The organism is Pseudomonas sp. PS1(2021), from assembly GCF_020405165.1.
Lineage (GTDB): Bacteria > Pseudomonadota > Gammaproteobacteria > Pseudomonadales > Pseudomonadaceae > Pseudomonas > Pseudomonas aeruginosa.
Map to the genome: position 1 here is coordinate 2,651,726 of NZ_CP084484.1, position 14,156 is coordinate 2,665,881.

Sequence of the window (14,156 nt, forward strand, 5' to 3'; positions counted from 1 at the left end):
GGGAAAAAACAAGCGTGCCAGTCGGAAAAGAAAAGGGGCCCGAAGGCCCCTGCTCTTTCATGCCTCAGGCGCAGCCTTGGCTGGCTTTTCGCTGTTCTCGTAGATCATCAGGGGTTGCGACGAGCCATCGATGACACTCTCATCGATGACCACCTTGCTGACATCCTGCTGGGAGGGAATCTCGTACATGGTATCGAGAAGGATACCTTCGAGAATTGAACGCAAGCCACGTGCACCGGTCTTGCGTTCGAGCGCCTTGCGGGCAACCGCCTTGAGTGCGTCCGGACGGAATTCGAGATCGACGCCTTCCATTTCGAACAGCTTGGCGTACTGCTTGGTGAGAGCGTTCTTCGGCTCGGTCAGGATCTGCATGAGCGCAGCCTCGTCGAGCTCATCAAGAGTCGCGATCACCGGCAAACGCCCTACAAACTCGGGAATAAGACCGAACTTGACGAGATCTTCCGGTTCGACTTCCTTGAACGCCTCGCCGACCTTCTTGCCCATCTCCTGACTGCGCACTTCGGCATTGAAACCGATGCCGCCGCGCGCGGAACGGTTCTGGATGACCCGCTCCAGACCGGCGAAAGCGCCGCCGCAGATGAACAGGATGTTGCGCGTATCGACCTGCAGGAACTCCTGCTGCGGATGCTTGCGACCGCCCTGCGGCGGTACCGAGGCAACGGTACCCTCGATGAGCTTCAGCAGGGCCTGCTGCACACCCTCGCCGGAGACGTCGCGAGTGATGGAGGGGTTGTCCGATTTCCGGGAAATCTTGTCGATCTCGTCGATGTAGACGATGCCCATCTGGGCCTTCTCCACATCGTAATCGCACTTCTGCAAGAGTTTCTGGATGATGTTCTCGACATCCTCGCCCACGTAGCCCGCTTCCGTCAGCGTGGTCGCATCGGCGATGGTGAACGGCACGTTCAGCAGACGTGCGAGGGTCTCGGCCAGCAGGGTCTTGCCCGAGCCGGTTGGGCCGATCATCAGAATGTTGCTCTTGCCGAGCTCGATATCGTCCTTCTTGTCACGCTGGTTGAGGCGCTTGTAGTGGTTGTATACCGCTACCGCCAGAACCTTCTTGGCCCGCTCCTGCCCGATCACGTACTGATCGAGGATGGTGCGGATCTCTTTCGGCGCCGGAAGTTTGTGCCCACTACTTTCCGCCTGCGCTTCCTGCACCTCCTCGCGGATGATGTCATTGCACAGGTCGACACACTCGTCGCAGATAAAGACCGAGGGGCCGGCAATCAACTTGCGCACTTCGTGCTGGCTCTTGCCGCAGAAGGAGCAATACAGCAGCTTGCCGTTGTCCTCGCCGTTGCGGGTATCAGTCATTCGATCGATCCAATGGGTAGCTTCAAACACAAGATGAAGGCAATTGTGGGCATTTTCAAGCCCACGAGGCGGCCGAATGTCTCGACCGCCAGTATTGCGGAGCCTTAGACGGCCAGGTCGCGCTGGGTCATGACCTTGTCGATCAGGCCATACTTGACGGCTTCGTCACCGCTCATGAAGCGGTCACGATCGGTATCGCGGGCAATGACGTCCAGGGGCTGGCCGGTGTGGTGCGCCAGGATCTGGTTCAGACGCTCCTTGATGAAGAGGATTTCCTTGGCATGGATCTCGATATCCGAGGCCTGGCCCTGGAAACCGCCCAGCGGCTGGTGGATCATCATCCGCGAATGCGGCAGGCAGTAGCGCTTGCCGGCGGCACCGCCCGCAAGCAGCAGGGCACCCATGCTGCACGCCTGGCCGATACAGGTGGTCGAGACGTTGGGCTTGATGAACTGCATGGTGTCGTAGATGGACATCCCGGCAGTCACCGAACCACCCGGCGAGTTGATGTAGAGATGAATGTCCTTCTCGGGATTTTCAGCCTCCAGGAACAGCAACTGGGCAACCACCAGGTTGGCCATGTAGTCCTCGACCTGGCCGACCAGGAAGATGATCCGCTCCTTCAGCAGGCGCGAATAGATGTCGTAGGCTCGCTCGCCGCGGGCGGACTGCTCCACCACCATGGGCACCAGGCCACCGGCGGCCTGGATATCGGGAACGTGCGGAATAAAAGAGTTGCGAGACATGTCTTGCGATCACTCCCTAACAGATAGTGAAGCCTCAAAGACGCACAAGCCAGCACTAAGGCTGGCTTGTGGGATTCGAACGAGAGGAACGAATCAGGCCGCTTGCGGAGCTTCGGCCGGCTTGACCGCTTCTTCGTAGGATACCTGCTTATCGGTCACAGTGGCCTTTTGCAGGACAGTATCTACGACTTGTTCTTCCAGTACAACAGAACGGACTTCGTTCAGCTGGGGCTCGTTCTTGAAGTACCAGGCGACGACCTGCTCGGGCTCCTGGTAGGCCGAGGCCATTTCCTCGATCATTTCGCGAACGCGACCTTCGTCGGCCTTCAGCTCGTGCTGCTTGACCACTTCGGCGACGATCAGGCCCAGCACCACACGGCGCTTGGCCTGCTCTTCGAACAGCTCGGCCGGCAGTTGGTCAGGCTTGATGTTGCCACCGAACTGCTGGACGGCCTGCACGCGCAGACGGTTCACTTCGTTGCCGATCAGGGCCTTGGGCACTTCGATCGGGTTGGCCTGCAGCAGACCTTCCATGACCTGGTTCTTGACCTTGGACTTGATCGCCTGGCGCAGCTCGCGCTCCATGTTCTTCTGCACTTCGGCGCGGAAGCCATCGAGACCGGTTTCCTTCACGCCGAACAGAGCGAAGAACTCTTCGTTCAGTTCCGGCAGCTTGGGCTCGGCTACGCTATTGACGGTAACGGTGAACTCGGCAGCCTTGTTGGCCAGGTCCAGGTTCTGGTAGTCCTCGGGGAAGGTCAGGTTGAGCACGCGCTCTTCACCGGCCTTCGCCCCCACCAGCCCTTCTTCGAAGCCGGCGATCATGCGACCGGAGCCCAGCACCAGCAGGGTGCCCTTGGCGGAACCGCCGGCGAAGGCTTCGCCGTCGATCTTGCCGACGAAGTCGATGTTCAACTGGTCATCGTTCTGGGCGGCACGCTCGACCACTTCGAAACGGGTGTTCTGCTTGCGCAGGACATCGAGCATGTTGTCGACATCAGCATCGGAAACTTCGGCCTGCAGGCGCTCGACCTTGATGTCTTCCAGGCCGGAAACGGTAAATTCCGGGAAGACTTCGAAGGTTGCGATGTATTCCAGGTCCTTGCCTTTCTCGAAGGACTTGGGCTCTACCGACGGCGAACCGGCCGGATTCAGCTTCTGCTCGACCACGGCTTCGTAGAAGGTTTCCTGGATCAGATCGCCCATGGCTTCCTGGCGCGCGGAAGCTTCGTAGCGCTGACGAATGACACTCATCGGCACCTTGCCGGGGCGGAAACCTGGAATCTTGGCACGACGGGCGGTCTGCTGCAGACGCTTGTTGACTTCGGTCTCGATACGCTCGGCAGGCACACCAACGGTCATGCGGCGCTCAAGAGCGGAAGTGCTTTCAACAGAAACTTGCATGGATATTCCTCGTTGCACAGACGTAAGCCGGTCCTTCCGGCTCCCAGAATGTCGGGTAGAGATGGGCCATTACTGGCCCACCTCCCCCTAAGAACCGTACGTGCGAGTTTCCCCGCATACGGCTCGGGCCTAATCAAAACCCCCGGTAAGGGGAGCCGGTTTGTTCACTGTCAATCCGCGAGCGTGTAGCCGCTGGTGACAAAGGGGGTGCAATAGTACCCGGTTATTTAGGGAGTCTCCACCGCCTTTTGTGCGGTACAGAATGTGGTGATCATGCCACCCCGTCTCCTTCGTAATCGGTAACTTACACATTGGACACAATCCTTTCTGACTCTGGAAAAGGCTCAAAATTTGCTTACGGTACGCCAGCCTTTTGAGCATCTGTTCCATACGCCTTTTCTCACCCATTTCCTCCATAGAAGGATCGAAGGGGTTGTACTCCCCACTCACCTTCTTGTGTCGTTCGATCGGAGTGCTCGCTAGCGAGTACAACTCGATCGTTCGCATCTCTCCCTTGTCATTCATCGTCGCGGTAGCAAACACCCCTTTCCGCCCCTTCATGGGTTTAAAGTATTTTGCTCCGATCCACTGGAGTGTTTTCTTAGGGTGTCGCCGTTTTGCCCAACGCCATAGAGCCAGAAAGATCATGTAATCCATGCGGCTATACGCTTTCTTGGCTACCACAGGCTGGTGATAGAACGCCCAGCCACGCAGTATCGGATTCAGCTGTCGGATCAGATCCTCCTGCCTTACCGTTTTGCTGGTACTGATGACCTCCCTTACCTTGCTATAGAACGCTTTCACGTTTTTCTTGCTTGGCTTGATCAGAAGCTTCCCATCGTACTTGCGGAAATTCCAACCTAGAAAGTCAAAGCCTTCCTTTATATGGACGACACGCGTCTTCTCGAGTGACAACTGCAGCCCCCGCACTGCTAGGAACTGCTCTACCCAAGGTCTGACTTCAGTTTCCAGCACCTCTCGCGAGGTTCCGGTTATCACAAAGTCATCCGCGTAACGCACCACATTGATTTTCAGCTTCTTGGCCTTGGTCACACCCAGATGTTGCTTAAGTTGTGACTCCAGCCCATCCAGCACCAGATTCGCCAAGCTGGGCGAGACAATCCCGCCCTGTGGCGTACCGGCATCCGTTGCCTGTAGCTGGCCTTTATGAATCACGCCAGCTTTCAACCATTTTCGGAGAATCACCTTATCCGTTGGGACGTTGGTGATAAGCCAATCATGATTGATATGGTCAAAGCAGCCTTTGATGTCCGCCTCCAAAACCCATTGGGCCGAAACCTTCTTGGATAGGCATACGAACAACTGCCCCATTGCATCCGCCGTAGATCGCTCGATCCTAAAGCCGTAGCTGTTTGGATCGCCGGTGGTTTCTGCAATGGGTGCCAGAGCAAGCAAATACAACGCCTGCATTGCCCTGTCCGTCATGGTCGGAATGCCCAGAGGGCGCTCCTTTCCATTTGACTTCGGAATAAACACACGTCGTAAAGGCCGTGGCTTATAACCGTGGCGCTTCAACCCATTTGCCGCCTTCCATTTGGCATCGGGTGTATCCCAGAGCACGCGGTCGACTCCCGCCGTGCGCTTACCCTGGTTTTCAGTGACTCGCCGTACGGCCAAGTATCTGGCCGAGCGTGAGCGGGTCAGCATCCGCTGCAAGGCTTTCACCCTGCGCCAGTTGCCTTCCCGACAAGCCTTCGCAATCCGTATCTGCATCGCCCGGACATTCCGCTGAACACGCCACCAATCGATGTCATGCCATTGTTGCGGAGCGCCGGAAGGCGCAGACACGGCCAATTGGCTATGTTCTAACATGCTGCCTTCCTCTCAAGTTGCCCCAAGCGAAAGACGCACACATCCCCTGACGGGAATGGACGCTCCCGCCAGGGTTGGATTAATAGAAGATCCGTTACAACTGGATCTCTAGGTTTATTGAGACAGGTTCACTCAGAGTTCATGCGACGAAAGACCACGCAGAAGTCTGCCCGGTTTCCCGTGGAGCAATGTTCCAGCCCCTATCCGGGCCATTACAGCCCGGCTTTCGCTTTCTCTGCGATCCCATACCCGCACAGCCAACGGATCACCTTGCGGCTCACCTGCCCGAAGGCAGCTATACGGGCTTACCACGTTCCCTGCCTGTCACACGACTGGGTTAGAGTCTGCCTATTCGCCGGCGACCTTTTGTGACGACGTGTTCCGACCCTTGACCAGAACAACCGGTCGCATCACCTTTTTGGTTAATGCCTATCAGCAGATTAGGCACCGTAATGCTGACGACGTTTATTAGCAGTTCACTTGTGTTACCCATACCAGCCAGCCTAGCGCCTCAACCCGGTACTGCTCCGAGCATCTGCGCTCCGCCTCACGGCGAAGACGCACCCATACAGGGGGCTACATTGTTGGAAGAGCTTCACACCCCACCGTTACCAGTGACGCATGTCTTCCTAGGCTATCGTTGGTCGCACAACGAGTCCGCTGCCACTCCAAACAGGCAATGGTTGGACAATGACAGACAGAGCTTTCGCTCATGTCTCCGGTTTGATGTGAACAGGGACTGCCGAGGCAGCATGCTCAAAGAATTGTTACCTCCTGTTTCAAAAGCAGGAGGGAACCCCAGCGGGGATTCTCTCCCGCATGGGTTTAGCCCTGAATAGGGCTGTTATGTAGTAGGCACTCCAATACCGGAAATCCAGTACTGTGGTCGAGCCACCGAGCGCTAATCGACCTTGGGTCTGCCACCGCCGCTGCGGCAAGTCCTTGAAGGCATTGGACTTCTGGGAGGGTTTTGTTTCTTGGGATTGGGCACCCAAGCTCTCGGTTCTCTTTCGAAAACCCTTCAAGATGACTCTACACCTCGAAGTTTAGGAGACACGCCACGCGTGTCGCACCAAGGGCATGCATTCTAGTAGAGGGAAAAGCAGAAGTCACCCGCCAGGGTGCAGGCGGATCCCCGGGGTGTTTCCGGCCGCTTCCGCCGATCGCAGCCCGGTCTCGAACGAGTCGCTGGAGCTTCGCCGGAAGCGGGTGCATATAATGCCAGCCGATTCCGCTCCGACCGATGAAACCCTATGGAAACTCTGAAAAAGACTTCCTGATTTGGCAAAATCCGCCGACTTCACCCGCAGAGCTTTCCGATGAAGCAGATGACCTTCGCCGACGCCGAGTACGCCGGCAAGCGCAAGCAGACCCGCAAGGAACTGTTCCTGATCGAAATGGAACAGGTGGTGCCGTGGCAGGGCCTGATCGCCCTGATCGAGCCGCACTACCCGAAGGGTGAAGGCGGTCGTCCCGCCTATCCGCTGATGGCGATGCTGCGCGTGCATCTGTTGCAGAACTGGTTCGGCTACAGCGACCCGGCGATGGAGGAAGCGCTGTACGAGACGACCATCCTGCGCCAGTTCGCCGGGCTGAGCCTGGAGCGTATCCCCGACGAAACCACCATCCTCAACTTCCGTCGCCTGCTGGAGCGCCACGAGCTGGCGGCCGGGATTCTGGCGGTGATCAATGGCTACCTGGGCGACCGTGGCCTGTCGCTGCGCCAGGGCACCATCGTCGACGCCACGCTGATCCATGCGCCGAGCTCGACCAAGAACAAGGACGGCAAGCGCGATCCCGAGATGCACCAGACCAAGAAGGGCAACCAGTACTACTTCGGCATGAAGGCGCACATCGGCGCCGACAGCGAATCCGGCCTGGTACACAGCGTGGTGGGCACGGCGGCCAACGTGGCCGATGTCACCCAGGTGGACAAGCTGCTGCACGGCGAAGAGAACCTGGTCAGCGGCGATGCCGGCTATACCGGCGTCGAGAAGCGTGCCGAGCATGCAGGCCGCTCGGTCATCTGGCAGATTGCGGCGCGGCGCAGCACTTACCAGCAACTGAGCAAGCGCAGCCCGCTGTACAAGGCCAAGCGCAAAATCGAGAAGGCCAAGGCGCAGGTACGTGCCAAGGTCGAACATCCATTCCGGGTGATCAAGCGCCAGTTTGGTTACACCAAGGTGCGCTTCCGTGGCCTGGCCAAGAACACCGCACAACTGATTACGCTGTTTGCGCTGTCGAATCTGTGGATGGCGCGGCGGCATTTACTCGCGAACACAGGAGAGGTGCGCCTGTAACACGGCGAATAGCCGCTACGGGGTACGCGTAGCGGCTAAAAACCCTACATAAGACGACGATCTGAGCGCTTTTTGATCGATGGATCGCTTCAAAAAACAGCGAGGTCTGTAGTCGGCCAGAAATACGTGGCTACTTCAGACCATCCCTATGGACTGCCCTACCCTCAGCAAGGTATTGCTCGTCGAAGACGACCAGAAGCTCGCCCGCCTGATTGCCAGCTTCCTTTCCCAGCATGGTTTCGAAGTGCGCCAGGTGCATCGCGGTGATGCCGCGTTCGCCGCTTTCCTCGACTTCAAGCCGCAAGTGGTGGTTCTCGACCGCATGCTCCCCGGACAGAATGGTCTGCAGGTGTGCCGGGAGATCCGCCGGGTCGCGAACCTGCCGATCCTCATACTCACCGCCCAGGAGGACGATCTTGATCACATCCTCGGCCTGGAGTCCGGCGCCGACGACTACGTGATCAAGCCGATCGAGCCACCGGTGCTGCTCGCCCGCCTGCGCGCCCTGATGCGCCGGCACGCGCCCCTTCCCGCCTCCCCGGAAAGCCTGACATTCGGCAAGCTGAACATCGACCGACGGCGGCGCGAAGCGGAACTCGAAGGCCGCGGCATAGAACTGACCACGATGGAGTTCGAGCTGCTCTGGCTGCTGGCCAACCAGGCAGGGGAAATACTTTCCCGCGACGAGATCCTCAACCAGATCCGCGGCATCGGCTTCGACGGCCTGAACCGCAGCGTCGACGTCTGCATCAGCAAGCTGCGCAATAAACTGAAGGACAATCCGCGCGAGCCGGTCCGGATCAAGACCGTCTGGGGCAAGGGCTACCTGTTCAACCCGCTGGGCTGGGAACTCTGAATGCTGCGCCTGTTCCTGCGCCTCTACCTGCTGCTGGCCCTGGGGTTCGCTGCCGCGATCTTCGTGGTCGACCATGTCATCGACGCGTTCTACGACAGCATCGTCGAGAACTATCACCGCGACGCCGTTCGCGGCCAGGCCTATTCGCTGGTGGAAAAGCTGGCCCCGCTGGACCAGGCCGGACGCCAGCGACAGCTCGAAGACTGGCGTCCCCACTACGGGCTCGAGCTGAGCCTGACGGATGCCAGGCAGGCGAAGCTGACGCAGGAAGAGCAGGCCCTCCTCGACAAGAACCTGCTGGTGGTACGCGAGGACTTTACGGAATTCATCAGCCGCATCGACGCGGGTCCGCAGCTGCTCGACATCAAGCTGCCGCCGGAACCCTCGCTGACCCCACTGTTCACCGTGCTGGCCTACATCCTGCTCGGCGTGCTGGTCGGCATCGCCCTGCTGGTATGGGTCCGCCCGCACTGGCGCGACCTCGAGACCCTGCGCCTGGCCGCGCAACGCTTCGGCGATGGCGACCTGTCATCGCGCACGCGCATTTTCCGACGCTCCGATATCCGCACCCTGGCCCAGCACTTCAACCAGATGGCCGACCGCATCGAAAGCCTGATCAGCAACCAGCGCGAACTGACCAACGCGGTATCCCACGAATTGCGCACGCCGATCTCCCGCCTGTCCTTCGAACTCGAGCAATTGAACAAGCAGGTCGACGCCGAAGTACGCCACGACCTGATAGAGGACATGCGCGCCGACCTCGGCGAACTGGAGGAAATGGTCTCCGAACTGCTGACCTACGCCCGCCTGGAGCACGGCAACGTCGGGAGCCACCGGGAAATCGTCGACGCCGCGAGCTGGCTGGATAGCGTCGTCGCCGACGTCGCCCTGGAAGCCGAAGCCGCCGGAGTCACCTGCGAGATCAGCGCCTGCCAGGTCGAACAGATCCGCATCGAGCCTCGCTTCATGGCGCGCGCCGTGATCAACCTGCTGCGCAACGCCATTCGCCACGCACACTCGCGCGTCGAAATCGCCCTCCTCGATCAAGGCGACAGCTGTCAGATACGGGTCAACGACGACGGCCCCGGGATACCGGCGGACGCCCGGCAGAAGATCTTCGAACCCTTTTCGCGCCTGGACGACAGCCGCGATCGCAGCACCGGCGGCTTCGGCCTGGGCCTGGCGATCGTCCGCCGGGTCGCGCAATGGCACGGCGGCTATGCGGAAGCGCTGGAAACGCCGCAGGGAGGCGCCTCCTTCCGCCTGACCTGGGAGCGGCCCCGTTGACAGCGGAGGCTTAACAATCTTTCACAGATTGCTGACAAAGCCGTAAGGATTGCCAGCCAGGCCCGCCCTAGCATGGGACACCTCGCCTTTCCGCCAGGTTTTCCATGTTTCGCGCCATGCACCTTCCCCTTCTCGGCTGCCTGCTCGGCACCAGCGGCTGCCACGGCCTGCCACCCGCCCCGCCAGCGCCGAGCGCCGCCGTGGGCAACTACGGCGAGGTCATCGACTATCTGCAACGCCACATCCGCCGGGAAATGGAAAGGCAGGACGTGCCCGGCCTGGCCCTGGCATTGGTCGACGACCAGCAACTGGTCTGGGCTCGCGGTTTCGGCTATGCCGACCGACAGCACAGGATCAACGCCAGCGAGCACACCGCATTCCACGCCGGCGACCTGTCCAAGCTACTGATCGCCAGCGCGACCCTGCAACTGGCCGAACGCGGCCAACTCTCTCTCGACGCTCCGCTCCAGGACACCTTGCGCGAGTTCTACGTACGCTCACGCTTCCATGCCGACCAGAGCGAGGCGGATCGCGCGATCACTTTCCGCCGGCTGCTCAGCCATCAGTCCGGCCTTCCTGGCGAACACCTGCCGCCCCTGTTCGGCGAACGCCCGAACTCACTCGGCCAACTGCCGGCGAAAGTATCCGGTGTCTGGCTGAGCAATCCGCCGGGAACCCAGGTCGCCCATTCCAACCTTGGCTACGAACTGGTCGGCGCGGCCATCGAGCGCAACACCGGAAAGCACTTCGAGCAGCACATGCGCGAGCACCTGCTGGACCCTTTGCAGATGACTCGCTCCAGCTTCGCCAGGAACGCCCTGCCCCAGGCGCAACGCGCCCAAGGCTACAGCGGCGGCGGTCGCCCCGGCTCCGCCAGCGACCTCCCGGTCAACGATCTGTGGAGCAGCCCGGTCGACCTCAGCCGCTTCGTCCGCATGCTGTTCGCCAACGGGCGCCACAAGGAGCGCCAGCTTCTCAGGAAACACTCCGTCGAGGAGATGTTCCGCCAGCAGAACGCCGGCAATGCCCTGGACTTCGACTGCCAGGTGGGCCTGGCCTGGTTCCTCAGCCCGTGCGGCTCCGCGCCGCTGGAAGGGGGCATCCGTCACTATGAGTACGCCAGCGCCACCCCAGGATTCAGCGCCCACCTGGTTCTGCTGCCGGAACAGCGCCTCGCCGCCATTGTCATGAGCAACGCCGATGACCGCGGTTCGCTCACCGCCTCCCTGGCCCGGCAAGCGGCGTCGCTCATGCTGCAGGTCAGGCAGGGCGCTCGTCGCCCCGCCGTACAGCCCACCCCCGCGCGCGCCCCCGCACTGAAGGTGCCGAGCCCGGAGGACCGGCGACAGCTATACGGTCGTTACGCAACCCGCCAAGGCCAGGTTCGCCTGTACGAGCGCAGGGGTCGCCTGTACGCGGATTTCGGCGAACAACGCGTGGAATTGTTGCGCGACACCTCGGGCTGGCTGCAGATGAGAAAAAGACTGCTGGGATTCTGGCCCGTCGGCGTGGACAGCGCCGGACAGTTGCAACTGGACGTGGTCAGCTACGGCCAACGCCGAATCCTGGTGTCCCGCCGCCACGGCCAGGCCGCCTACCTCGGCGAGCGCATCGAGCCGACACCCCTGCCCCAGGCCTGGACCGAAGCCGTCGGCACCTACCGCGTCGCCAGCACGGGCCGGCACAGCTACCTGAACGGCCTGAGCATCAGGATCGAAGACGGCTTCCTGCTGGTGCGCGGGCAAGCCGGAGGAACCCGCTCCGGCGAGTTCATCCTGCAACCCATCGACAGCGCACACGCCGTCCTGGCCGGCAGCGGCCAGGGCCTGGGAGACACCTTCAGTCGCGACTTCGACGGTCTGAACGCGCTCGGCTACCGCTTCGCCCAGCAAGACACCAAGGCACGTCCCTGGCTGCAACGGAAGGAGTCCCCATGAGAAGCCCCTCCCTGTGCCTCGCCGGCACGCTCGCCAGCCTCTGCTCCGCCGCTGTCGCCGAAGAGTGGCATGACAGCATCGGCCCGAGCGCCCTGGTGGAATACCGTTTCTGAAACACACCGAGAGAGAATACGAACATGTTCACCGCCTTCGCCTTCCGCGGCCGCCAACCTTATACCGTTCGCCGGAACACAGCCCAGGGCGCGACCTTGCGCCCGAAACTGGCGAACCGGCCGGATGCGCCGGCTTCCGCCGGGAAGTCCTGAACTGCGGAGCGTCTACGGCCTCATTGGCAACGGATCACGCCGCTGGCGATTTCGTCGTCGATGGAGCGCAGCGCATCGGCATCCTGGTGCATCTGCTCGATCACCTCGAGCAGGCGCTGCGCCAGCTTCGGATCGTTCGCCCGCTCGACGGCGCGCATGACCTCGACCGCAGCCGATTCATGATTGTTCGCCATCTGCTTGAGAGCCTTGCGCAAGCGCTGCTCGGTCCATTTCATCGACATGTCGCTTCACCCAGACTGCATATACGGACCCGCCAGGAACGACAGGCTCGCTTAAGAGCGCCGGACCCGGAACAAGTTCAACCTGCCGTCGCGCCCATGAGGGCGGATTGGGTACCGGAAAGGCAAGCGGAGAAGAGATCGTGAAGCGCAAACGAAAACGCCAGGCACAAGGCCTGGCGCTTCGAAATATGGGGTGGACGATGGGAATCGAACCCACGACACCAGGAGCCACAATCCTGTGCTCTACCAACTGAGCTACGCCCACCATATCGTGAATCGTGCCGGACGTTCCGGCTTCAACCGCAGCGGCCGGACAAGCCGAGCCTGAAGGTGGTGCGGACGGAGAGACTCGAACTCTCACGCCTTGCGGCGCTGGAACCTAAATCCTGTCTCGCACCTCGGAAGCGCTTATATTACAACAGTTTACGCCGACCGCAATCACTTAAACTGTGCCAATCGTGAAATTCCTTTTCACGTTTTCCATTTCCGTGCTTCACGTTTCCGTCACGGTCAATATTCAGCGGTCCGACTCATAGGCCGCAACGCCGGTCCCTACCGCCCGCCATTCGTCCTGCGCCATCCGTGCATCACAGATGAATACCTCGACCTCCCCGCCTTCTTTCGGCTCCGCAGGCCGAATAGCTGCATGCCGGAGAATCGTCTGCATGTCTGGGACGTAGCTGCTCTCCGAGCCGTGGAACGACCAGATGCCATGTTTCCCAGCGCTGCCCACCTGGTGGTCGAGTTTCACCGACCAGCCCTTGAATCGAATCACCAGCATCGCCCTGCTCCGTAGGAAAAGGCCGTAGTCTACTCCTAATCCTGACAGGCCTGGTTCGCAGCCAGTAGCTGCGCCTCGTAACCGATCCGCTGCCGACGCTCTGCCAGCAGCGCGCGGACCTTGGTCTGTAGGTCGTCGCTCTTCTTCAGCCCAGCCGCTGCCCAGGCCGGCACCTCGACCGCGGGCGCTCGGCACGGCACCGCCACCGGAACTTCTACGCGCACCGTGCGCGGCTCGGCTTCCTGCCGGCCGGCGCATCCCACCAGCGCGACAATCATCAGCATCAGCGCCACCCTCATAGACCCAGCTCCTGATCGATGACCGCCTCGGCGGCCGCACACTGCTCACCGGCGGTTCGCTGACTCAGCAGGCGTTGGGCTCCGGCATACTGCTCCGCGGCCTGCTGCCGCCCCTGCTCCACCGCAAGGGCTGCCTCCCTGGCGCGCTGCTCGTCGGCCATGCGCAGCGCGGCAACCTGCCGGACCTGCTCTGCCACTGCGGACTCCAACTCTCCCCGGGAGGCACGGCAGGCAGCCAGATCCGCGCTCGCGGCATCCAACTGCGGCCGGTAGTGCCGCGCGCCGATCCAGAATCCGCCGGCGGCGCCGAGGCCGAGCAGTAGCAGGCAGGCCAGCGCGATCGAGACAACACGGGACGAGATCACGACAGCGGCTCCAGGAACAGCGCCCGTTCCGCCGTTCGACGCTTAACCAGTCCCTCCAGGCGCTTACCTCCCGCATTCACCCAGCGCGGGAACTGGTCCGCCGCCCCCCGGTAGTCACCCTTGTTCAGTAGCTTGAGCAGCGTGGACGACGCAAGATTGGCCGATCCCAGGTTGTAGACGAAGCTCATCAGGGCATCCCACTGATTCTGGTTCAGCGGCACTTTCACCAGCTTGTCCAGTTCAGGCTCGAAGCGCTGAATGTCATTGGCCAACATCCGCTCGGCCTGCTCAACGGTGATCGTCATGTAGCGGGTCACGCCCCGCGTAGTGCCATAGCCGATGGTCCAGACACCCACCGAGTCCTGATAGGCGGACAAGCGCAGGCCCTCGAACGATTTGATGAGGTCTATGCCTCGTTGGGAAGTACGCATTTACGGGTCTCCAGAAACGACGAAGCCCGCTCAATGGCGGGCCTATCTTCGTCGGAAAGGTGTTCGGGTCA

At 60.9% G+C, this 14,156-nt stretch carries 13 protein-coding genes and 2 tRNA genes; 4 read left to right on the forward strand and 11 right to left on the reverse strand.

Annotated features, from left to right (window positions below; translation table 11 throughout):
- Positions 1-57: 57 nt before the first annotated feature.
- The 4 genes from clpX to ltrA form a co-directional block, all read right to left on the reverse strand.
- Entirely contained in the window at positions 58-1,338 is a 1,281-nt protein-coding gene (gene clpX, locus LE197_RS12505) for an ATP-dependent Clp protease ATP-binding subunit ClpX (RefSeq protein WP_003087924.1), read from the reverse strand.
- A gap of 104 nt (positions 1,339-1,442) precedes the next feature.
- Positions 1,443-2,084 carry an ATP-dependent Clp endopeptidase proteolytic subunit ClpP gene (clpP, locus tag LE197_RS12510; protein ID WP_003098129.1) on the reverse strand — a complete coding sequence of 214 codons (642 nt, stop codon included), beginning with the start codon at positions 2,082-2,084 and terminating at the stop codon, positions 1,443-1,445.
- Positions 2,085-2,177: 93 nt separating this feature from the next.
- Positions 2,178-3,488, reverse strand: coding sequence for a trigger factor (gene tig / locus LE197_RS12515; RefSeq protein ID WP_003087920.1), 1,311 nt, complete (start codon positions 3,486-3,488; stop codon positions 2,178-2,180).
- 129 nt (positions 3,489-3,617) lie between these two features.
- Positions 3,618-5,321: a group II intron reverse transcriptase/maturase gene (gene ltrA / locus LE197_RS12520; protein WP_034004593.1), complete on the reverse strand. Its 1,704-nt coding sequence runs from the start codon at positions 5,319-5,321 to the stop codon at positions 3,618-3,620.
- Positions 5,322-6,640: 1,319 nt separating this feature from the next.
- Between ltrA and LE197_RS12525 the strand changes: the two genes are divergently transcribed.
- The 4 genes from LE197_RS12525 to LE197_RS12540 all read left to right on the forward strand — a co-directional run bounded on the left by LE197_RS12525 (position 6,641) and on the right by LE197_RS12540 (position 11,701).
- A complete protein-coding gene (locus LE197_RS12525) occupies positions 6,641-7,621 on the forward strand; it encodes an IS5-like element ISPpu21 family transposase (protein WP_019437692.1) in 981 nt (326 codons plus the stop codon).
- A 148-nt stretch (positions 7,622-7,769) separates the two neighbouring features.
- Positions 7,770-8,477 (forward strand): response regulator transcription factor ParR, encoded by a 708-nt coding sequence (gene parR, locus LE197_RS12530; RefSeq protein WP_023108914.1) that lies wholly within the window; start codon positions 7,770-7,772, stop codon positions 8,475-8,477.
- Positions 8,478-9,764, forward strand: a complete 1,287-nt coding sequence (parS, locus tag LE197_RS12535; RefSeq protein ID WP_003087912.1) for a sensor histidine kinase ParS — start codon at positions 8,478-8,480, stop codon at positions 9,762-9,764. It begins immediately after the preceding gene.
- A 104-nt stretch (positions 9,765-9,868) separates the two neighbouring features.
- Complete coding sequence (locus LE197_RS12540) at positions 9,869-11,701, forward strand: serine hydrolase domain-containing protein (protein ID WP_023108915.1); 1,833 nt, start codon at positions 9,869-9,871, stop codon at positions 11,699-11,701.
- 286 nt (positions 11,702-11,987) lie between these two features.
- On the opposite strand, the gene LE197_RS12545 is transcribed toward LE197_RS12540, so the two are convergent.
- From LE197_RS12545 to LE197_RS12575, 7 genes are all read right to left on the reverse strand, one after another.
- A complete protein-coding gene (locus tag LE197_RS12545; RefSeq protein ID WP_003087901.1) occupies positions 11,988-12,209 on the reverse strand; it encodes a hypothetical protein in 222 nt (73 codons plus the stop codon).
- A 189-nt stretch (positions 12,210-12,398) separates the two neighbouring features.
- Positions 12,399-12,474: transfer RNA gene (locus LE197_RS12550), tRNA-His, on the reverse strand.
- 66 nt (positions 12,475-12,540) lie between these two features.
- Positions 12,541-12,645 (reverse strand) — tRNA-OTHER (locus tag LE197_RS12555).
- An 81-nt stretch (positions 12,646-12,726) separates the two neighbouring features.
- Positions 12,727-12,990: a hypothetical protein gene (locus LE197_RS12560; RefSeq protein ID WP_003098120.1), complete on the reverse strand. Its 264-nt coding sequence runs from the start codon at positions 12,988-12,990 to the stop codon at positions 12,727-12,729.
- Positions 12,991-13,025: 35 nt separating this feature from the next.
- The gene (locus LE197_RS12565; RefSeq protein ID WP_047712927.1) at positions 13,026-13,289 is read right to left on the reverse strand and encodes a hypothetical protein; all 264 of its coding nucleotides are present in this window, start codon (positions 13,287-13,289) and stop codon (positions 13,026-13,028) included.
- Complete coding sequence (locus LE197_RS12570; RefSeq protein WP_226034052.1) at positions 13,286-13,654, reverse strand: hypothetical protein; 369 nt, start codon at positions 13,652-13,654, stop codon at positions 13,286-13,288. The genes LE197_RS12565 and LE197_RS12570 overlap by 4 nt, the downstream gene beginning before the upstream one ends.
- Positions 13,651-14,085, reverse strand: a complete 435-nt coding sequence (locus LE197_RS12575) for a lysozyme (RefSeq protein ID WP_033988066.1) — start codon at positions 14,083-14,085, stop codon at positions 13,651-13,653. Before LE197_RS12575 ends, LE197_RS12570 begins: the two co-directional genes overlap by 4 nt.
- Positions 14,086-14,156 lie beyond the last annotated feature (71 nt).